Genomic DNA, 18543 nt, shown 5'->3' on the forward strand with positions numbered 1-18543 from the left:
CCGGAGCAGAAGCGTGTCCTGATCGTGCTCGCGCTGTCGCAGACGCTGAGCGGCGCCGGGCTGGCCGCGGGCATCACGGTGGGCGCGCTGCTCGCTGAGGAGATGCTCGGCTCGACGGGGCTGGCCGGCCTGCCCGCGGCCCTGTTCACGGGTGGGGCGGCGCTCGGTGCCGTCGGCATCGGACGGGTCTGCCAGCGCTGGGGCCGGCGGCCGGGCCTCACCGCGGGGTACGCGACCGCCGGCCTGGGCAGCCTCGGCGTCGTCCTCGCCGCCGCCCTCGGTTCCGTGTGGCTGCTGTTCCTCTCGCTCCTCGTGTACGGGGCGGGTACGGCGACGACCTTGATGGCCCGGTACGCGGGCGCCGACCTGGCCGCGCCCGCGCGCCGGGGGCGTGCGGTGAGCCTCGTACTGTTCGCCACCACGCTCGGGGCGGTGATCGGGCCGAACCTGGTCGGCGTCACGGGTGATGTCGCGGCCGGCATGGGCGTACCGCGCCTGGCGGGACCGTTCCTGCTGGCGGTGGTCGCGTACGCGGCGGCAGCCGTGGTGCTCGGGCTGTTCCTGCGCCCGGACCCGCTGCACCTGGCACGGGAGCTCGCGGCGGCGCAGGAGGCCCCGGAGGCCCCGGAGGAGTCCGCACAGGACGCACCGGACGACACCGCACAGGACGCGGCGGAGACCACGGCCGGCACCCCCGCGGCCCGCGCCGACATCCGCAAGGTCGGCACCGGCGCCGCCGTCATGACCCTCACCCAGCTCGTCATGATCGCGATCATGACGATGACGCCCGTCCACATGCGGGCGCACGGCCACGCGACCGAGACCGCCGGCCTGGTCATCGCCCTGCACGTGGCGGCGATGTACCTGCCGTCACCGCTCACCGGAATGCTCGTGGACCGGATCGGCCGGCTGCGCGTCGCGGTGGCTTCCGGCATCGTCCTGCTCGCCGCCGGCACCCTCGCCGCGCTCGCGCCGGCGCACTCCGTACCGGCGCTCGCCACCGCCCTCGTACTCCTGGGCGTCGGCTGGAACTTCGGACTCGTCAGCGGCACCGCCATCGTCACCGACGCCGTGCCCCTGGCCACCCGCGCCTCGACGCAGGGCCTGGTCGACGTGGGCATCGCCGTCGCGGGCGCGACGGGCGGCATGGCGTCGGGGCTGGTCGTGGCCACCGGGGGCTACGCCACGCTGGCGCTGAGCGGCGGAATCGTGGCCCTGGGCCTCGTACCGCTGCTTCTGGTGGTGGGCGGACGTGGGGGCCGTACGGCTACGGCTACGGCTACGGATGCGGATGCGGATGCGGACGCAAGTACAGGTACGGCCGCGGATACGAATGCGAGTACACGTACAAGTACAGGTACGGGTACGGCCACGTCACCGACGCCCGCACCGATCACGGCCCCCTCTTCCCCCACCGCACCCCCGGGGAAGCAGGCATGAAGTACCTCAAGACCTTCACAGGCCGTACCGGCTTCCCGCAGCTCCAGACCCGCCCGGACACAGCAGGCCACCCGGCCCACTACACGGCTTCCAACCGCCCGCACAGCCCGCCGGGCGCGGGAGCGGTCCGTACGGCGGCCCGCGCGGCGACGCGTACGACCACCGCCACCGCCACCGCCAGCCCCGGCCACATCACCACCCCCCACCGCACCACCCCCCACCTCCTCAGCATCCTCGGCGTCCTCGCCGTGGTCCTGACCCTGCTCTTCTACGGGACGGCAGCGGCCAAGGGCGGCAAGATCCCGTCCCGCACGGCCGCCGGCGCCGCGCCCGTACAGGCCCCGGACCCCACCCCCACCCCGGCGGCTCCCCCCGGCGCGCACGGCCCCCCGACCCAGGTGTCCCCCGTCCAGGCCAACTCCTCCACGGGCATCCAGTACCGGCGCGACAGCGAGCGCGACCCCGGGCGTGAGAAGGACAAGGACCGTAACCAGGCGCGGCGTTGCACGCGGGCCGCGCCGGGCGCACCGTCCCCGTGCCGCCGGCCGCTGCCGCCGCACCCCTGCGCGTCCCGGGCCTACCCGGCCGCTGCCTTCTCCCTCTCGCACACCGGCACCGCCGCCACACTCACCACTTCAAGACCAGGCGTGTCCAATCGCCCCGCCCTGCACTGTCTGCACTGCGTCTTCCGCTGCTGAGGGGCCCCGCTGGGGCTCCCTGCTCCGCACCAGTCGAACGGGTTCTGCCATGCCCTCAATGGCACCACTTACCGACCAGCAGGAGACATTCCCACGTGGAAACCTTCATCGAACACGCGCGCTCCTTCAACGCCCGCATCGCGGCCGCGCACGAGGAGCGTGAGACCTACCAGCGGCTCGCCGACGGCCAGTCGCCGCTCGCCCTGTTCATCACCTGCTCCGACTCACGGATCATTCCGTCCCTGATCACCGGAGCACTGCCGGGCGAACTCTTCGAGCTGCGTACGGCGGGCAACGCCGTGCCCGCGCACCGGCCGGACATGCCCGCCAGCGCGGAGGCCGCCACCATCGAGTACGCGATGCGGGTACTGCGCGTCGCGGACATCGTGGTCTGCGGTCACTCGCACTGCGGGGCGGTCGGCGCCATGGCGCGCCGCGAGGACCTGGCCGGCGCTCCCGACGTACGCGCCTGGCTGACCCAGCAGCTCTCCACGGAGCTGCCGATGGACGAGGCACCGACGGTCGCGACCGCGGTCCAGCGGCACGTCACCGAACAGCTGGCACGGCTGCGCCAGTACCCCTGCGTACGCGAGCGCGTCGACGCCGGCGAGGTGAACCTGCACGGCTGGTACTACGAGGTGCACACCGGCCTCGTCTCGGCGCACCAGCCCGACACCGACACGTTCCTCCCCCTCTGACGGCGAAGGCGCCTCCCATGACACCGAAATCGACCCCAGGCGCGGCTACGGACGTGACCACGGGCGTGACAGCTCCCCCACCGGCGCACACCACCACGGACGCGCCCCTCACCACCTCCACCACCTCCACCACATCCACCCCCTCCACCAACTCTTCCTCCTCTCCCTCCTCCCCTCCCTCCTCTCCCTCCTCCTCTCCCCCCTCCCGCCGCTGGCCCCACCTCCGCGCCGACTTCACCGCCTCGATCGTCGTCTTCCTGGTGGCGCTGCCGCTGTGTGTCGGCGTGGCCGTCGCCTCCGGCGTACCGGCCGAGCTGGGACTGATCACCGGCATCGTCGGCGGCCTGCTCACCGGCCTCCTGCCCGGCAGCAGCCTCCAGGTCAGCGGCCCGGCCGCCGGACTGACCGTGCTCGTCTTCGAGGCGGTCAAACAGTTCGGACTCGGCACGCTGGGCGCACTCGTCCTCGTGGCGGGCCTGCTGCAGCTCGCCATGGGGGCCCTGCGCCTCGGCCGCTGGTTCCGGGCCATCTCCGTGGCCGTCGTCCAGGGCATGCTGGCGGGCATCGGCCTCGTCCTGATCGCCGCCCAGCTGTACACCCTCACCGACGCCAAGGCCCCCGGCAGCGGGCTCGCCAACCTCGGCGGCCTGCCCCGCCTGGTCATCGGCACCGCCGGCTCGGGAGCGGCCCTGGCCGCGTTCGCGGTCGGCGCGGGCACCATCGCCGTACTGGTGCTCTGGCCCCGGTGGAAGCGCGCGGCCCGCATCCTGCCGGCCCCGCTCGCGGCAGTGGCCCTGGCCACGCTCGCCGTCTTCGCCCTCGACCTGCCCATAGCGCGTGTCGAGGTACAGGGTCTCCTCTCCTCGATCCAGCCGCCGGGCGGATCGGACTTCGCCCAGTTGGCAGGCATCGGCGCGATCGGCACCATCCTCGCCTTCGCGCTCATCGCGTCCGCCGAGTCCCTGTTCAGCGCGGCGGCCGTGGACCGGCTCCACGACGGGCCGCGGACGAACTACGACAAGGAACTGATGGCGCAGGGCGCGGGCAACACCGTCTGCGGCATCCTGGGCGCCCTGCCCATGACCGCGGTGATCGTCCGCAGCTCCGCGAACGTCAGCGCCGGAGCCCGTACGAAGGCCTCGCGCGTGATGCACGGCGCCTGGCTGCTGATCTTCGCGGCGGCCGTACCGGCGGCCCTGGGCATCATCCCGGTGGCCGCGCTGGCCGGCGTACTCGTCCACGCGGGCTGGAAACTCCTGCCCGTACGCGACTTCGTCCCCCTGTGGCGCGAACACCGCGGCGAAGCGGTGGTCCTCGCCGCGACGGCCATCGCCATCGTCGTCACCAACATGTTCGAGGGCGTCCTGATCGGCCTCCTCCTGGCCGTCGCCAAGACCGCCTGGGAGACCTCGCACGTCCACCTGGAGATCAGCGGCCTGGACGCCCCGGCCGGCGAGCCCATCCAGGTACGCGCCCTCGGCAACGCCACCTTCCTCCGCCTCCCCAAGATCCTCGACCAGCTGGAGGCCCTCCCCCACGACCGCGAAGTCACCCTCGACCTCTCCGGCCTGCGCCACCTCGACCACGCCTGCGCCACCGCCCTCACCACCTGGTCCAACCACCGCACCACCTCCACCAACTCCCCAACCCCCGACAACCCGGCCCACGCCCCCTAACCCCACCCGCACCCCCAACCACTGAGGCGCCCACTCCCCCACCCCGGGGCGTGGGCGCCTCCCACACATCCCCACCCCCGGCACAGCCCCGCCCCACAAGCCCCCACCCCGAAGCCCCCACCCCCACCCCCGACCCCCAGCCGAAGCCACCCTCCCCACCACCCACCCCCCATCCGCTACCCTGTCCAAAGCTGCCCACCAGCAGCCCGGCCGCGCGCCCACCAGGCGCCGACCACTCCCCGCCTCCGTAGCTCAGGGGATAGAGCACCGCTCTCCTAAAGCGGGTGTCGCAGGTTCGAATCCTGCCGGGGGCACCAGTGTGAAGGCCACCTACGCATGTGTGTGGGTGGCCTTTGGCGTTCTCGTGCGGTAGCAGCGGTGATGGGTGCGCGTCGCCAGTGGCCGGTCCGGGAGGGCGGGGTCGTGCGTGCGGAGGCTAAGCGGACGTGGGGGGGGTGGGTGGGTGGAAAAGGCGTCGAGGTTGGGTGGGAGCAGTTTTAGGCTTGCCGTATGCCTTCGGCCAAGACGTCGTACGTCTGTCTGCCCTGCCGGGCCTCGTACAAGCAGGCCCGGCCCGGTCGTGACGCCGGCGAGCGGGTCTGTCCTCGGTGTGCCGGACCGCTGATCCACGTCGGGTCTGCCTTTGCCGCACCCAAGAGGCGGGACACCGCTGCCTGGCGGACGCTTTCCGTGCTGCTGCATGCCGGGATCCGCTTTCACATGGGCTGCTGTGACGGGCCCGGGTATCGGCCTCGAACACTCGGGGAGGTGCGGGAGCGAATGGCTCATGCGCGGGCTACCGGGGAGCCGTTCGCGGAGGTGTTGGTGCGGCGGGAGGTACGGGAGGCGTCGAAGGGGCGGAGAGTGCAGTGACGGTGTGCGGGGTGAGGAGGGAGATGAGGTGGCGGGTGGGGGTGGTTGGGGTGTGGGGGTGGAGGAGTTCTGTGCGGTGGAGTAGGTGGGGGTGGGTTATGGGGGCGGGGGTTGTGTTGAGGGTGGTGGCCAGGGCGAGGGGGAGGGTGGCCAGGCCGTGGCCGGCGTTGGTCAGGGCGGCGAGGCTGTGGAGGTCGGTGCCGCGGTGGTGCATGTGGGCCTGGAAGCCGTCGGTGTGGGTTACGGCGCGTAGCCGGTCGAGGGGGATGGCGGTGCCCGGGGCGTCGATCCAGTGAGCTTGGGCCAGGTCGGCCAGGCGTACTAAGCGGCACCGCGCCAAAGGGTGGTCCCGGGGGAACAGGACGGCCAGGGGTTCCTCGGCTGCGGGGAGGATGGTGGTGGAGCCGAGGTCGGGGAGGGGCAGCGGGTCGCTGGGGGCGGCGATGCCGTCGACGAGACCGATGTCGGCGCGCCCGGTGAGTACGTCCTCGATCACTGCCTCGCGGGTCAGTACGCGTACCTCCAGGTCCAGGGAGTGGGAGGTCGCGCGTAGATCGGCCAGGGCGCGGGTTACGGCCGGGCCTAGGGATGCGGGCGAGCAGGCGAGCGTCAGTTGGGCGGGGCAGGTGTGGTGCAGGCGCGCGATATCGGCGCGCGCTGCGTCCAGGCGCAGCAGCACGGCGGGGGCGTGCTCCATCAGCCGTGCGCCGGCCGGGGTGGGCGCCACGGGGCGGCGTTCGAGCAACCGGGTGCCCAGGTCGGTTTCTAGGGCCGCGATGTGCTGTGAGACGGCGGACTGGGTGTAGCCGAGGGCTGTGGCGGCGGCCGAGAAGGAGCGGTGGTCGAGGGCGGCGACGAAGGTGCGCAGGAGGTGCGGGTCCATGGGCTCAAGCATCACCGATGAGCATCAGTAGTGCTTATGGAGAGTGCAGGGATCATTGTTGGACGCGATCCGTGCGCGGCGGCAGGATCTGCGGCATGGCAATTACCGCTCGTATCGCTCTGGTTGGGGACCGCTCCGAGGCCGTGCGTTCCCATGTCCGTATTCCTGGCCTGCTCGATGCCCTCCGTGTGCGGGATGGGCTGGATCTGGATGCTTATTGGGTTGGTAGTGAGGATGTTGAGCAGGGGGCGGCGGCGGGAGCGGGGACGGGAATAGGGGGAGGGGTTGGGGGTGGAGTGGAGGTTGGGGGGTTTGATGCTGTTTGGGTGGTTCCTGGTAGTCCGTATCGCAGTGAGGCCGGTGTGCTGGCGGCGATTCGGGCGGCGCGGGAAGGGGGCGTCCCGTTCTTGGGTACGTGTGGTGGGTTCCAGCATGCGCTGCTGGAGTTCGCTCGGAATGTGTGCGGTCTCGACCGTGCCGGTCATGCCGAGAATGAGCCGGAGACTCCTGCGGAGGAGGCCGTCGTCGTGCCGTTGGCGTGCTCGCTGGTCGGTCACGAAGGCATGGTCGAGATCGCTGCCGGTTCACGGGCCGCCCAGCTGATCGGATCGGACCGTACGCGGGCCCGCTACCACTGCAGTTACGGGCCCAATCCCCAGCACCTCGGTGTCCTGCGTGAGCATGGAATGTCCTTCAGTGGTATCGATGAGTCCGGGAACGTTCGTATTGCCGAACTGCCTGGGCATTCCTTCTTTTTGGCCACTCTCTTTCAGCCTGAGCTGGATGGCGAGGGTGCCCATCACCGGGTACACCCGTTGATCGCGGGGTTGGCCAGGGCGGCTGTGGAGCGAGCTGCGGGCCGATGCTCCCGGTGAGGGGCGTCAGGCGTCAGAGGCGTCAGGGGCGTCAGGGGGTCGTGGTGGTGAGTTGTTCTATGCGTTCGGCGAAGCCGGCGGGGGGGAGGGGGAGGTCGAGGTCGGGGTTGTCGGTGAATTGGATGGCGCGGGAGACGTAGCCGACGACGGCGGCCGGGGGCGGGGGCGTGCCGGAGTCGCGGGCCACTTCGAGGGTGATGGCCCAGGAGACGAACAGGTCGTACGCGTCGGCCGGGGGGCGGGAGCGCGCGGGGCGGTCCGGGTCGGCGTGGGCGTGCCACCAGTGGGCCTCGCCGACCTCGGCCAGGGAGAGGTGGTGGAGGTAGAGGCAGTAGGCCGCGGAGGTGTCACCGGCGCCGGCGGCGTACTGCCACCAGAAGCGGGCGGAGTCCTCCCGTCCGGCCAGCTGGAGGACGCAGGCCAGTACGCGGGCGCCGTCGGGTTCGAGGACGCGGCCGCCGATGAAGACGGACATCTGGTGCAGCGCGTCCGGCTCGCCGACGACGAGGGCGCAGAGGCGCTGGAGGTCCTGGGCGGCGTCGCGCATCTGGCGCTGTTCGGTGGGTTCACCGCGTTCGCCGGGGGTACGGTCGCGGCCGAGGGCGGCCTCTACGCGTGCCTGTACGGCGGCGTCGAAGGAGAGGGCGCCGTACAGGACGCGGTTGGCGACGCGGGTGGTCAAGCGGGCTTCGGCGGCGGCCAGTTCGTCGGCGGTGTACGCGGGTGTGTCCAGGCGCGCCTTGCGCAGGATCCGGTCGAGTTCAGTCCGCGAGGCGGGCATCGTCCTCTCCTTCCTCCAGGCCGAACGCCTGGCGCAGTCTGCGGCGTGCGTGGCGGGTGGTCGAGCGGACGCCGGCCTCGGTGATGCCCATGAGGCGCGCCGTTTCCTTGGTGGCGTACCCGAGTGCGTAACGCAGGAGCATGACGTCGCGCTGCCGCTCGGGCAGGGCGGCGACGGCCTGGTAGAGGGTGAGGGACTCCTCCAGCTCGCCTATCGGGTCGAGGGAGTGCCGCAGGGAGTGCGTCTCGAAGGCGGCGACGTCGACGACGACCGGGCGGCGGCCGCGGGCCCTGGCGTGGTCGATGGTGCGGTTCTTCACGACGCGCCAGGCGTACGCCTCGGGTACTGGCTGTTCGAGGACGGTGCGCCAGCAGAGCGAGAGCTGCTCGAAGGCGAGGTCGACGGCTTCTTCGGCGTCCGCCCGGGACTCCAGGTGGAGTTCGGCGTAACGGATGTAGCCGGCGCGGTAGAGCTGGTGGAAGGCGCGGAAGTCGGGGGGTAGGCCGAGGGTGGTGGAGGTTGTGGGGATGAGGGGTGGGGGGATGGGGGGTGCGGGGGTGGAGGGTGCGGGGGTGGAGGGTGTGGGGATGGGGGGTGCGGGGATGGGAGGTGTGGGGAGCATGGGGGCTGGGGTGGAGGCTGGGTGGGTGGGTTGGGGAGGTGTTTGTGGGGGCCTCGGGTGGTGGCTGGTCGTGGGGTGGTGGTTGCTCTCGGGGTGGTGGTTGGTCTTGGGGTGATGGCTGGTCTTGGGGTGGCAGTCGGTCGTGGGGTGGTGGTCGGCCATCGGCTCGTGGTCGGGCATCAGCGCTCGCCCTCCTGGAGGTCGTGGTCGCGCTGGAGGTCATACGGGGAGTCGCGGTCGGGCGTGCGGTGGGTGCAGGCGCGGGTACGCGGGCGTGGGCGGGCGCTCGTACCCGTACGCGTGAGTTCGGAGACGCCCGCCAGCACCTGGGCGGCGGCGAGGCGGCGCAGCAGCAGCCGTATGTCGGCGCTGAACACGCGGAGCACGACGGCGGCCACGGCCCAGTCACGTACGAGATCAAGGTTCACGGAACCCTCGGTCCCTCCGGTCGGGATGGACGGTGCCTGCTCGTCCCGGCACCGGAGAGCCAGTACGGGCTCTCTGACCGCAATAGCGTTCAGGAGTGCTCAGTCGTGCAACGAAAGAAGGCAAAATTTTACGGAGAGCTACTGGCCGGTTACTCCTGTTCGAGAGGGAGGGCAAGCGGGGGACGCCTCCCGGGTGGGGCGGTTGTCATGAGGAGCGGGTGCGGCCTCTTCGGGGGCGCTGGGAGCGGGGGGTCGAGCAGCGTGGGCACCAGTAACCGTCACCCTGGTAGTACGTCCACCCCATGTCCGCGATGTGCGGGGCGGCCGCTTGGGCGCTGTGCAGGAGGTGGCCGAAGAGGTCGGTCTCGATGTCCGGCGGCCGATCCGGGACGACCAGGTCGAGGACGGCGCGGGCGTCGCAGCCCGGACGGTCGCACAGCAGGAAGAAACGTACGGGGCCCGGCGGGTCGCCGGCAGTCGTGAGGCTCATGCGCTCACTTTGGTGGATCGAGGGGGTGGGGGCGGGCGGTTCGGGGCAACCCGCCCCCGTTGGCGGGCACTTGAGGACCGAGGTGGGCTTGCGGGTGGTTGGGCATCGGCTCTGCGGAGGGGGTGGGCGTCGGTCCTCAGGAGGGGGTGGGACTCCACCAGGTCGTGGTCGGGGACCACACACGGATGCCGGTGGGCGGGGCTCCGATGGCGGAGGCGTCGAAGCGGCGGCCGTGGTGGGACGGGTCGGCGGCGACGGTGATGTGGTCGACGGTACGGGTGGGTGGGGTGGGCCGGCCGGTGACGGTGCGGACCGTGGCGTACGCGGTGGCGCCGGGTGCGAGGCGGTACGGGGCGCTCTCGGTGGGCGGGTCAGGCTCGGCGGCGCCGTCCAGATCACCGAAGGTGACGGTCGGGATGCGGTCGATCACGCAGGGCTTGGTGGTGCGGTTGGTGACGCTGATGCGCAGTACGTCGGGGTGCTGATGGGTGAGGACGGAAGCTTTGATCGGGAGGGTGGAGGCGGAGTCTGGGCAGCGGGGGGTGAGGGGGGAGGAGGTGGGGGTTGGGGCCGTCGAGGTCGATGTCGACGAGGTCGCTGAGGTTCCTGAGGTTGCTGAGGCTGTGGGGGCGAGGGTGGTTAGAGCGGTGAAGGTTGCGAGGGTGGCTGTGAGGGTGGCGAGAAGAGTTGTGGTGGGCCTGGCCGGGCGGTGGCGCTTGGGGTGAGTGGGGTCGGTGCGGTGGTGGGGCGAGTGGCTGTGGGGTGGCTGGCTGAGGGATGCGTGGTTGTGGGCGCGCATGTGGATCTCCGTCCTGTGGGTGGATTACTGGTGGCGGAGGGTGCGAGGGCAGGCCCGGGTGCTGGGAGGGGTGGGGCGCGGCGTTCGCGGGGCGCGATATGTGATGTTCGTCGTCGTTCTGTGAGACGGGCGGGGGGCGGTTTTCGTTGTACGGCCGTGGGGCGCGGCGCTTCGGGGCCGTGTGGGTCCGTACGGGAAGTAGCAGAGAAGGACGGTTCGGCGCGGAGTTATCCACAGGGCTGAGCGCGGGTGGTGGGATTGCTCGTACGCTGCTGGCATGAGCGAGGTGGAGATGGCTTCCGGTGCCGGGGAAACCGAGGACGACGTCAGTGGCGCGGTGAGCGTGCTGCGGCGGGTATTCGGGTACGACGCGTTCCGCGGGGAACAGCAGTCGATCATCGAGCACGTCATAACGGGCGGCGACGCGGTCGTACTGATGCCGACCGGCGGCGGAAAATCCCTGTGCTACCAGATTCCGGCGCTGGTGCGGCCCGGCGTCGGGGTGGTCGTCTCACCGCTGATCGCGTTGATGCAGGACCAGGTCGACGCGCTGCGGGCGCTGGGGGTCCGGGCCGGGTTCCTCAACTCCACGCAGGACCTGGACGAGCGGCGGCTGGTGGAGGCGGAATTCCTCTCCGGGGAGCTGGATCTGCTGTATCTGGCGCCCGAGCGGCTGCGCGTGGAGCAGACGCTGAACCTGCTGGACCGGGGCAAGGTCTCGCTGTTCGCGATCGACGAGGCGCACTGTGTCGCGCAGTGGGGTCACGACTTCCGGCCGGACTACCTGGCTCTTTCCATGCTCCGGGAGCGGTGGCCCGACGTCCCGAGGATGGCCCTGACGGCGACGGCCACGGAAGCGACGCACCAGGAGATCACCTCGCGGCTGGGTATGGAGAACGCCCGGCATTTCGTGGCCAGCTTCGACCGGCCGAACATTCAGTACCGGATCGCCGGGAAGAACGACCCGAAGAAGCAGCTCCTGGAATTGCTGCGGACCGAGCACGCCGGTGATGCGGGCATCGTGTACTGCCTTTCGCGGGCGTCTGTGGAAAAGACCGCCGAATTCCTGGTGCAGAACGGCATTACGGCGCTTCCGTACCACGCCGGGCTGGAAGCGCGGACGCGTGCGGAACATCAGGCCCGCTTTCTGCGGGAGGACGGGGTGGTGGTCGTCGCCACCATCGCGTTCGGGATGGGCATCGACAAGCCCGACGTACGCTTCGTGGCCCACCTGGACCTGCCGAAATCGGTGGAGGGGTACTACCAGGAGACGGGGCGCGCGGGGCGCGACGGCCAGCCGTCCACCGCGTGGCTGGCGTACGGGCTGCAGGACGTGGTCCAGCAGCGGAAGATGATCGACGGTTCGGAGGGGGACGACGCGCACCGCAGGCGGCTGTCGGCCCACCTCGACGCGATGCTGGCGCTGTGCGAGACGGTGGAGTGCCGGCGGGTGCGGCTGCTCGCCTACTTCGGGCAGCAGAGCAGTCCGTGCGGGAACTGCGACACGTGTCTGACGCCGCCGCAGACCTGGGACGGCACGATCGCCGCGCAGAAGCTGCTCTCCACGGTGGTACGGCTGCAGCGCGAGCGGAAGCAGAAGTTCGGCGCCGGGCAGATCATCGACATCCTGATGGGGCGGAAGACCGCGAAGGTCATCCAGTTCGACCATGACCAGCTGAGCGTCTTCGGGATCGGGGCGGACCTGCGGGAGGCCGAGTGGCGGGGTGTCATACGGCAGTTGCTCGCGCAGCGGCTCATCGCGGTGGAGGGTGACTACGGCACGCTGGTGCTCACCGAGGCGAGCGGTGAGGTGCTGCGGGGGCAGCGCGAGGTACCCATGCGGCGCGAGCCGGAGAAGGCCGTGAAGGCCAAGGCCGCGAAGGCGGCCAAGGGGCGGCGGGCGGCGCCGGTGGACCTCCCGGAGGAGGCGGTTCCGGTGTTCGAGGAGCTGCGGGCCTGGCGGGGGCGTACGGCCAAGGAACAGGGCGTACCGGCGTACGTGATCTTCCACGACGCGACGTTGCGGGAGATCGCCACCGTCCGGCCGTCGAGCGTGGGCGAGCTCGGATCCGTGAGCGGGGTGGGCGAGAACAAGCTGGCGAAGTACGGCGAGCAGATCCTGGCCGTGCTGTCGGGACAGTCAGGACAGGCGGAACAGGCAGGTCAGACGGAACAGGCGAGTCAGGCGGGCCAGGTTGAGCAGGCCGGCCAGGCCGACCAGGCGGGTCAGGCGGAACAGTTGCGTCGGGCGGAACCGTCGGGGCAGTCGCAAGGGGTGGAGAGGGAGGAAGAGCTGGACTGGGGGGAGCCGCCGTTCGAAGAGGAGTGGTGATCACTCAGGGAACGTGAAGCCCAGGCGGTCGTGCAGGTCCTGGGCCTGGTCGGGGGTGGCCAGGACCATGATGCTGTCGTAGCCGTGGCTCGGTTTGCGGTCGAAGTCGAGGTAGCGCCAGGTGCGGGGGTCGTCGTCGTGGGCGGTTTCGGCGATGGCCTCGCAGGCGGCGCCCTGGTCGAAGTAGTCCTCCGCGAGGTGGTCGGCGAGGATGGATACGGGTCGGCCATCCCGTTCGAACTCCAGCTGGTCCAGGCGGCCGCCCTCGAAGTCGCCCTCGCCCGCGACGATCCGGACGTTGCTGATCTCGACCCGGTCGCCGGCCACCCTGGCGGCGTCTTCCAGCAGGATGGCGTAGTCGTAGTGGATCGAGTCGATGTCGTCGGCGTGGACCGAGACCGCCACCCCGAATTCCTCAAGAGCGCTCGCCGCCTCGTAGTGCTCCTCCAGCGGCTCGTCGGCGTAGTTCGCCACCTCTTCGAGGGCGCTGCGCAGCTGCTCCTCGGACACCATGCCGATCTCGTGCAGGATCGCGCCGATACGGGTGTAGGTCATCGATGAAACGTTCGACATGCACCGGATCTTGGCAGGCGGCCGACCTTCGTGCACGCGCTTCCACTTCGGCCGCCCGGACCGGCACTGCGCGCGCAGGGTGATTGCGGGTGGTTGCGGGAGTTGCTGCGGAGGGGGTGGGTATGGGGCGAGAGTTGAGGTGAGGCCGGTCCGGAGCATGGGGGACGAATGACGATTCAGGTCAGGCTGGACGAGGCGGAGAGCGACCTGGAGCTGCGGTCGCTGTGCGAGTGGCTGGCGGACGATCCCGCCGTGGGCCGCGGCGCGGACGTCTCGCTGCGGGCGCGGGAGCACCGGCCCGGGGAGATGGGGCTGGCGTTCGAGGCCGTACAGCTGATCGTCGACAGCGCGTTCCAGCTGAGCAGCCTCGCCATCGCCATCGACGGCTGGCGCAGGGCGTACGCGGCGCGCCCCAAGATCACGGTCGAGCGCAACGGCGTGCGGGTCACTTTCGCCACGTCGGACACGGACGGTGCCCGGAGCATCCTTCGCGCGTTGGAGGAGTTGGAACGGGCGAGCAGCGGCCCCGGTGACGCGGCCGGCGTGGCAGCCGCACGCGAGGGAGAAGCGCGCCCCGACGACGCGAGCGAAGGTGGGACAGGTGCGGGCTGACAGGTGCGACCTGACGAGTGGGGGCTGACGGAATGGGTGGAGTCGGGGGAGATGCGGGGGTGGCGTTCGACCCCGCGGAGTCGGCTTGCGTGATCGTCGGGGTGGACCGGTACGCCCACCTGCCCCCACTGCCCGGCGTGCGCAACAACCTCAAGGCGCTCAAGGCCGCGCTGACCGACCGGACCATCGGGGGGATGCCCAAGAAGAACTGCCGGATCGTGGCGAATCCGCGTACGGTCACCGCGGCGTTGAAGCCCATCGAGGAGGCGGTACGGGCCGCGCACGACACCCTGATCGTGTACTACGCGGGCCACGGCTTCCTCGACTCGCGCCAGGAGGGCCTGTACCTCACGCTGCCCGGTACGGAGCCGGGGAAGGTGCACAGCGGCATCCCGTACACCTGGCTGCGCAGCGCCCTGGGCACCCGTACGCCGCCCAAACGCCGGATCATCATCCTCGACTGCTGCTACAGCGGCAGCGTGATCAAGGGCATGTCCGCCGGGACGATGGCCGCCGGCACCCTGTCCACCGCGGCGGCCACGCAGCAGGCGTCCAGCCGGCTGGGCGAGGCGCTGTTCGAGGGCATGGACAGCCTTGAGGGCGTCTCGTACCTGCTCACCTCCACACCCTGGAACGTCGAGGCGCTGGCCCCGGAAGGTGAGGAGCACACCGCCTTCACCGGGGAGTTCCTGCGGGTGCTGCGGGACGGGATTCCGGCACCCACGCCGCCCGCCGCTGCCGCGCCCCCGCCGCCCGAACACCTCAGCCTGGAGGCGATCTACCGCGAGGTCCGCCGCGCCCTCCGCGAGAAGAACCGCCCGCTGCCTCAGCAACAGGCGCAGAACGGGATCGAAAAGCTGCCGTTCGTACGGAATCGTGCGGCGTTCCCTGCTCCTTCGGTGGGTCCGGCCATCGGTGTGGGGGAGGTTGGGCAGCCAGGGTGGCCAGGGCAGCCGGAGCAGTCGGGGCGGCCGGAGCATTCCGGCCAGCCTGGGCAGGGTTCGGGCCCCGGTTCGGTCGGTTCGGTCGGCCCAGTCGGCCCAGTCGGTCCGGTCGGTCCGGCTGGAGGCGCCGCACGCATCACAGGGGCTACAGGGGCTACAGGAGCTACAGAGGTCACAAGGGCTTCAGGCGTTCCGGGAGCCACAGGAGGTGCAGGCACGACAGGCACCTCGAACGTCACGAACACCGCAAGCGCCCCGGGTGCCCCGGGTGCCCCGGGCGCCCCAGGCATCACCCACGCCCCCGACCCCGAAGCCGCCAGGGCCCGCCGGATCCGCCGCCGGGCGCTGATGGCCACGCTCTGCGTCGCGGCGGTCGTGGTGGCGGTTCCGTCCGCCGTGTGGTGGCAGTCGCGGGACGACGAGCCGTCCTCCGGCGGCTGTTCGGACGACGTGGCGCTGGTCGGTCACAGCGACGCGCTCAACGGCGTCGAGTACGAGGCCGCCGTACCGGTCGACGGGCTCTCCGCGCTGGCGATGTCCGGGCCCTCCCGGGCCTGGGCGCTGGCCGACAACCCGCCGGGCCGGATCTTCGACCTCGACCTCGGTACGTCGGGCGCCTCGCCCCCGGACGTCCGCGCCGTCCACATGCGCACCCTCCGCCCCACCGGTGGCGGCCGTTTCGACGGTGAGGGCCTGGTTCTGGAGAAGGGCGGGCGTACGGTCCTGGTCGCCTCGGAGGCGGGCCCGTCGATCCGCAGGTTCCGGGTGTCGGACGGCGCGGAGACGGGCCGTATCGAGTTGCCGCGCAACCTCGTCGAGTGGTCCGGGCCGGAGAACCTGGAGGCGCTGGGCGCGTCCCCGGACGGCCGGTACCTGTACGCGGGCATGGAGGCGCCGCTCTTCCGCGACGGCAAGGCGCGCGGCCGCAGCCTGCTCCGTATCCAGCGTTTCGTGGGGAAGCCGGGGGGCGCGTACGTGCCGGACCGGCAGTTCGCCTACCAGTCGGCGGCCGGGCTGCGTGTGTCGGAGCTGGTGGCGCTGGGCGGTGACCGACTGCTCGTCCTGGAGACCAACCACGCCGAGGGGCAGGGCAACGCGGTGCGGATCTTCGGGGCCGACCTGAGCCGTGCGAAGGACGTCTCGAAGGTCGCGTCGTTGCAGTCCGAGCCGGTCGACGCATTCGCGAAGAAGTGGGAGCCGGTCGACCTGGTCACGTGTCCGCGCGGTGGCGCGGCGGCCGCTCAGCCGCAGTTGAACCCGCTGCTGGAGAACATCGAGGGGATGGCGCTCGGATCCGCGCCGCTGGCCTCTGGCCCGTACAAGGGGCGGCTGCCGCTCTTCCTCGTGTCGGACAACAACAACAGTCCGCACCAGATCACCCGGGTGTACGCCTTGGCGATCCGGGTCGGGGGCGGGGCGGTGGCGCGGTAGGGGCCGGGCGGTGGGCCGGGGGGGGCCCGGCAGGGGCCAAGGCCGAGGTCGGGGCCGGGGCCGGGGCGCCGGTCAGTCCTCCGCTTCGAGGCGGAGGACGGCTCGCGCGCCGCCGTCCGGTGCGTTGGTGAAGTGCAGCTCGATGCCCAGGACGGCTGCCTGGCCGACCGCGATGGTCAGGCCGAGACCGTGCCCCTTGCCACGGCCCGGCGCGTCGGTACGGAAGCGCTGCGGGCCGCGGTGCAGCAGCTCGTCCGGGAAGCCGGGCCCGTGGTCGCGGACTTCGACGACGGGTACCGGGGGCGGGCCGCCTCGGTGTGATGCGTGAGCTGCGTGCGCCTCGCGTGTTCTGTGGGCTCCCTGCGCTCCGTGTGCTTCGTGGGTTCCACGTACTTCTTGCGCCCCCTGCGCTTCGTGGGCTCCACGTACTTCCTGCGCTCCACGTACTTCCTGCGCTCCACGTACTCCGTTCGCTTCGTGTCCGTCGTCCGGTGCGGCATCGCCGGCGCCCGGTACGTCCACGGTCACCACCACCGGGGGCCGCCCGTGCCGGTGGGCGTTGAGGACGAGGTTGCACAGAATGCGGTCCAGTCGGCGGCGGTCCGTCCGTACGACCGCGTCGCGCACGACCCGTACCTCGGTGTCGAGCCCCATGCCGCGCACCGAACTCCGGACCAGCGCGCCCAGCTCGTACGCGGCCAGGTCGGGACGTTCGGCGCCGGAGTCGAGCCGGGAGATCTCCAGCAGGTCCTCGGTGAGCCGGTGCAGCGCCCGCAGCCGGTCGTTGATCATCTCCTTGGGGCGGCCCTCGGGGAGCAGCTCGGCCGAGGCGAGGATGCCGGTCAGCGGCGTACGCAGTTCGTGGGCGACGTCGGCGGTGAAGCGCTGCTCGGCCTGGAGGCGGCCCTGGAGCGATCCTGCCACCGAGTCCAGCGCCGCGGCCACCGCCGCCACCTCGTCCTTCGCGCCCGGCCGGGCCCGCCGGCCCGCCCCCTCGGCGTCGACCCGCGCGTCCAGGTCACCCGCGGTGATACGGCGTGCGACGGCCGCCGTGGTGCTCAGCCGGCGGCTGATGCGGTGCGCGAGGAAGAGTCCGGCGAGGGCGACGGCGGTGGCGGCGAGGACGGCGGACCCGAAGATCGCCGTGTCCAGGTTCTCCAGGGAGCGGCGGGTGTTCTCGTACGGGGACCAGACGGCCAGCACCTGGTCACCGGCCGGCGCGGCCGTCCACATGACGCGCTGCCCGTGGTACGTGCCGACCATGCTGCCGCGGCGGTCGTGGTGCACCAACGTGCGGAGCGGCGCCGGGAGTTCGGCGGGGTCGAGGACGGAGTTCAAGCCCTCGCGGGAGGTCCCGTACTCGTACAGGTCCAGCGCTTCGTCGAGGTCCGTGAGGGTCTCCTTGCGTACCTGGCCGACGGTTTGGCGGGCGACGGCGTTGTGGACGAGGACGCCCAGTACGGCGGCGACGGCGCAGCACACCGCCGTGACGGTGAGCGCGATCTTCCAGCGGAGGGAGAGTGCCGGGAGGCCCCGGGGGCCGGGGTGGGACGGGCGGGTCGGGCGCGACGGGCGGGTCATGCGGGGCTCGCAGAGTTCTCGGAGCTCGCAGGGTTCTCGGGGCTCGCGGGGCTCCCGTGGCTTGCGGGGCTCTCGTGGCTCGCAGGGCTCGCAGGGCTCGCAGGGCTCGACGCTGCCGTTGGCAGCGGGTTCTGCGGCGTCCGGTAATCGTCCAGGGTGAGGTCCCACAGGCCCATCCGGCTGCCGTCCCACACGTAATCGGTGACGCTGACGTAGCGCGGGTCCTTGGTGGCCTCGCGGACGGCGAGGTGACCCGCGGCCAGTTCGACGCCCGCGAGCACGGCACGCAGCGCCAGGACGCGGGTCACGACCTGGTTCCGGACGCTGTAGACGCGCAGCAGACTGGTCCGCGCGTCCAGGTCGACCGCGCTGATCAGGTCGGGCTTCCCGTCGTCGGTGAGGTCGTGGAAGACCGGGCTGCGTACGGCGTCCGGGGCGGGCGGGTGGTCCCCGTCGGCCGCGAAGTCCGCCCGGACGACGGCCTCCGGGCGGGTGTCCTTCATGTCGCCGGAGGGCACCCGGGCGAGGCCCGGCACGGCCCGCTGGTCGCCGGGGTCCTCGTCGCGGATGCGCGGCGCGGGCGTACGGTCCGCCCACAGGGCCAGTGGCGCCTTCACGTTCCGCGCGCGCCCGTCGTCGTGCAGACCCGCGACGCCCGCGCAGCCGGCCACCAGGGCGAGCGGCAGCAGCACCACGAACGGCGCCGCCGCTGAGAACGTCCGGCACCGCACGGCCCACCGCCTTCCCGGTACGGATAAAGATCAACGTAACGAGACAAAGCTACCCATAGTGGCGGCGCGCTTACGG

Annotated in this window: 19 protein-coding genes and 1 tRNA gene; 11 read left to right on the forward strand and 9 right to left on the reverse strand. The window is 71.5% G+C overall.

The window, feature by feature from the left end; genetic code table 11:
- Positions 1 to 24 precede the first annotated feature (24 nt).
- From AB0L45_RS24940 to AB0L45_RS24965, 6 genes are all read left to right on the forward strand, one after another.
- Positions 25 to 1440, forward strand: coding sequence for an MFS transporter (locus tag AB0L45_RS24940; protein WP_365843621.1), 1416 nt, complete (start codon positions 25 to 27; stop codon positions 1438 to 1440).
- On the forward strand, positions 1437 to 2138 hold the full coding sequence (locus tag AB0L45_RS24945) for a hypothetical protein (RefSeq protein ID WP_365843476.1): 702 nt from the start codon (positions 1437 to 1439) through the stop codon (positions 2136 to 2138). The genes AB0L45_RS24940 and AB0L45_RS24945 overlap by 4 nt, the downstream gene beginning before the upstream one ends.
- A gap of 95 nt (positions 2139 to 2233) precedes the next feature.
- Entirely contained in the window at positions 2234 to 2836 is a 603-nt protein-coding gene (locus tag AB0L45_RS24950; RefSeq protein ID WP_365843478.1) for a carbonic anhydrase, read from the forward strand.
- Positions 2837 to 2853: 17 nt separating this feature from the next.
- On the forward strand, positions 2854 to 4512 hold the full coding sequence (locus tag AB0L45_RS24955; protein WP_365843480.1) for a SulP family inorganic anion transporter: 1659 nt from the start codon (positions 2854 to 2856) through the stop codon (positions 4510 to 4512).
- A 241-nt stretch (positions 4513 to 4753) separates the two neighbouring features.
- Positions 4754 to 4829: transfer RNA gene (locus AB0L45_RS24960), tRNA-Arg, on the forward strand.
- Positions 4830 to 5022: 193 nt separating this feature from the next.
- Positions 5023 to 5385 carry a deoxyxylulose-5-phosphate synthase gene (locus tag AB0L45_RS24965; RefSeq protein ID WP_365843482.1) on the forward strand — a complete coding sequence of 121 codons (363 nt, stop codon included), beginning with the start codon at positions 5023 to 5025 and terminating at the stop codon, positions 5383 to 5385.
- On the opposite strand, the gene AB0L45_RS24970 is transcribed toward AB0L45_RS24965, so the two are convergent.
- Entirely contained in the window at positions 5309 to 6268 is a 960-nt protein-coding gene (locus AB0L45_RS24970) for a LysR family transcriptional regulator (RefSeq protein WP_365843484.1), read from the reverse strand. The two genes, AB0L45_RS24965 and AB0L45_RS24970, sit on opposite strands and share 77 nt — an antisense overlap.
- 95 nt (positions 6269 to 6363) lie before the next feature.
- Here AB0L45_RS24970 and AB0L45_RS24975 point away from each other — a divergent pair, with 95 nt between their 5' ends.
- Positions 6364 to 7143, forward strand: coding sequence for a hypothetical protein (locus tag AB0L45_RS24975; protein ID WP_365843486.1), 780 nt, complete (start codon positions 6364 to 6366; stop codon positions 7141 to 7143).
- A gap of 31 nt (positions 7144 to 7174) precedes the next feature.
- Here AB0L45_RS24975 and AB0L45_RS24980 read toward each other — a convergent pair whose 3' ends face one another.
- The 5 genes from AB0L45_RS24980 to AB0L45_RS25000 form a co-directional block, all read right to left on the reverse strand.
- Positions 7175 to 7924: a hypothetical protein gene (locus tag AB0L45_RS24980; RefSeq protein WP_365843488.1), complete on the reverse strand. Its 750-nt coding sequence runs from the start codon at positions 7922 to 7924 to the stop codon at positions 7175 to 7177.
- On the reverse strand, positions 7905 to 8726 hold the full coding sequence (locus tag AB0L45_RS24985) for a sigma-70 family RNA polymerase sigma factor (protein WP_365843490.1): 822 nt from the start codon (positions 8724 to 8726) through the stop codon (positions 7905 to 7907). Before AB0L45_RS24985 ends, AB0L45_RS24980 begins: the two co-directional genes overlap by 20 nt.
- A complete protein-coding gene (locus AB0L45_RS24990; RefSeq protein WP_365843492.1) occupies positions 8726 to 8974 on the reverse strand; it encodes a hypothetical protein in 249 nt (82 codons plus the stop codon). Before AB0L45_RS24990 ends, AB0L45_RS24985 begins: the two co-directional genes overlap by 1 nt.
- A gap of 205 nt (positions 8975 to 9179) precedes the next feature.
- Entirely contained in the window at positions 9180 to 9464 is a 285-nt protein-coding gene (locus AB0L45_RS24995; protein WP_365843494.1) for a hypothetical protein, read from the reverse strand.
- Positions 9465 to 9600: 136 nt separating this feature from the next.
- Positions 9601 to 9972 carry a DUF4232 domain-containing protein gene (locus AB0L45_RS25000; RefSeq protein WP_365843623.1) on the reverse strand — a complete coding sequence of 124 codons (372 nt, stop codon included), beginning with the start codon at positions 9970 to 9972 and terminating at the stop codon, positions 9601 to 9603.
- On the opposite strand from AB0L45_RS25000, the gene AB0L45_RS25005 reads away from it, so the two are divergent.
- Both AB0L45_RS25005 and recQ read left to right on the forward strand, forming a co-directional pair.
- Positions 9953 to 10189, forward strand: coding sequence for a hypothetical protein (locus AB0L45_RS25005; RefSeq protein ID WP_365843633.1), 237 nt, complete (start codon positions 9953 to 9955; stop codon positions 10187 to 10189). The two genes, AB0L45_RS25000 and AB0L45_RS25005, sit on opposite strands and share 20 nt — an antisense overlap.
- A 366-nt stretch (positions 10190 to 10555) precedes the next feature.
- Positions 10556 to 12595 (forward strand): DNA helicase RecQ, encoded by a 2040-nt coding sequence (recQ, locus tag AB0L45_RS25010; protein ID WP_365843625.1) that lies wholly within the window; start codon positions 10556 to 10558, stop codon positions 12593 to 12595.
- On the opposite strand, the gene AB0L45_RS25015 is transcribed toward recQ, so the two are convergent.
- A complete protein-coding gene (locus AB0L45_RS25015; RefSeq protein ID WP_365843496.1) occupies positions 12596 to 13168 on the reverse strand; it encodes a hypothetical protein in 573 nt (190 codons plus the stop codon).
- Positions 13169 to 13336: 168 nt separating this feature from the next.
- Between AB0L45_RS25015 and AB0L45_RS25020 the strand changes: the two genes are divergently transcribed.
- A complete protein-coding gene (locus tag AB0L45_RS25020) occupies positions 13337 to 13780 on the forward strand; it encodes a hypothetical protein (RefSeq protein ID WP_365843498.1) in 444 nt (147 codons plus the stop codon).
- A gap of 59 nt (positions 13781 to 13839) precedes the next feature.
- Positions 13840 to 16155: an esterase-like activity of phytase family protein gene (locus tag AB0L45_RS25025; RefSeq protein ID WP_365843500.1), complete on the forward strand. Its 2316-nt coding sequence runs from the start codon at positions 13840 to 13842 to the stop codon at positions 16153 to 16155.
- Between the two features lie 72 nt (positions 16156 to 16227).
- On the opposite strand, the gene AB0L45_RS25030 is transcribed toward AB0L45_RS25025, so the two are convergent.
- Both AB0L45_RS25030 and AB0L45_RS25035 read right to left on the reverse strand, forming a co-directional pair.
- Positions 16228 to 17736 carry a HAMP domain-containing sensor histidine kinase gene (locus tag AB0L45_RS25030; protein WP_365843502.1) on the reverse strand — a complete coding sequence of 503 codons (1509 nt, stop codon included), beginning with the start codon at positions 17734 to 17736 and terminating at the stop codon, positions 16228 to 16230.
- Positions 17733 to 18467: a hypothetical protein gene (locus tag AB0L45_RS25035; RefSeq protein ID WP_365843504.1), complete on the reverse strand. Its 735-nt coding sequence runs from the start codon at positions 18465 to 18467 to the stop codon at positions 17733 to 17735. The genes AB0L45_RS25030 and AB0L45_RS25035 overlap by 4 nt, the downstream gene beginning before the upstream one ends.
- Between the last annotated feature and the right edge of the window lie 76 nt (positions 18468 to 18543).

It is taken from the genome of Streptomyces sp. NPDC052496 (genome assembly GCF_040679095.1).
Taxonomy (GTDB): domain Bacteria; phylum Actinomycetota; class Actinomycetes; order Streptomycetales; family Streptomycetaceae; genus Streptomyces.

What these genes read in the sequence shown, in the direction of transcription:
- AB0L45_RS24945 (WP_365843476.1), top strand. Translation starts at nt 1,437, where the DNA reads ATGAAGTACCTCAAGACCTTCACAGGCCGTACCGGCTTCCCGCAGCTC.
- AB0L45_RS25020 (WP_365843498.1), top strand. Translation starts at nt 13,337, where the DNA reads ATGACGATTCAGGTCAGGCTGGACGAGGCGGAGAGCGACCTGGAGCTG.
- AB0L45_RS24980 (WP_365843488.1), bottom strand. Translation starts at nt 7,924, where the DNA reads ATGCCCGCCTCGCGGACTGAACTCGACCGGATCCTGCGCAAGGCGCGC.
- AB0L45_RS24985 (WP_365843490.1), bottom strand. Translation starts at nt 8,726, where the DNA reads ATGCCCGACCACGAGCCGATGGCCGACCACCACCCCACGACCGACTGC.
- recQ (WP_365843625.1), top strand. Translation starts at nt 10,556, where the DNA reads ATGGCTTCCGGTGCCGGGGAAACCGAGGACGACGTCAGTGGCGCGGTG.
- AB0L45_RS24965 (WP_365843482.1), top strand. Translation starts at nt 5,023, where the DNA reads ATGCCTTCGGCCAAGACGTCGTACGTCTGTCTGCCCTGCCGGGCCTCG.
- AB0L45_RS24995 (WP_365843494.1), bottom strand. Translation starts at nt 9,464, where the DNA reads ATGAGCCTCACGACTGCCGGCGACCCGCCGGGCCCCGTACGTTTCTTC.
- AB0L45_RS24970 (WP_365843484.1), bottom strand. Translation starts at nt 6,268, where the DNA reads ATGGACCCGCACCTCCTGCGCACCTTCGTCGCCGCCCTCGACCACCGC.
- AB0L45_RS24975 (WP_365843486.1), top strand. Translation starts at nt 6,364, where the DNA reads ATGGCAATTACCGCTCGTATCGCTCTGGTTGGGGACCGCTCCGAGGCC.
- AB0L45_RS24955 (WP_365843480.1), top strand. Translation starts at nt 2,854, where the DNA reads ATGACACCGAAATCGACCCCAGGCGCGGCTACGGACGTGACCACGGGC.
- AB0L45_RS25015 (WP_365843496.1), bottom strand. Translation starts at nt 13,168, where the DNA reads ATGTCGAACGTTTCATCGATGACCTACACCCGTATCGGCGCGATCCTG.
- AB0L45_RS25030 (WP_365843502.1), bottom strand. Translation starts at nt 17,736, where the DNA reads ATGACCCGCCCGTCGCGCCCGACCCGCCCGTCCCACCCCGGCCCCCGG.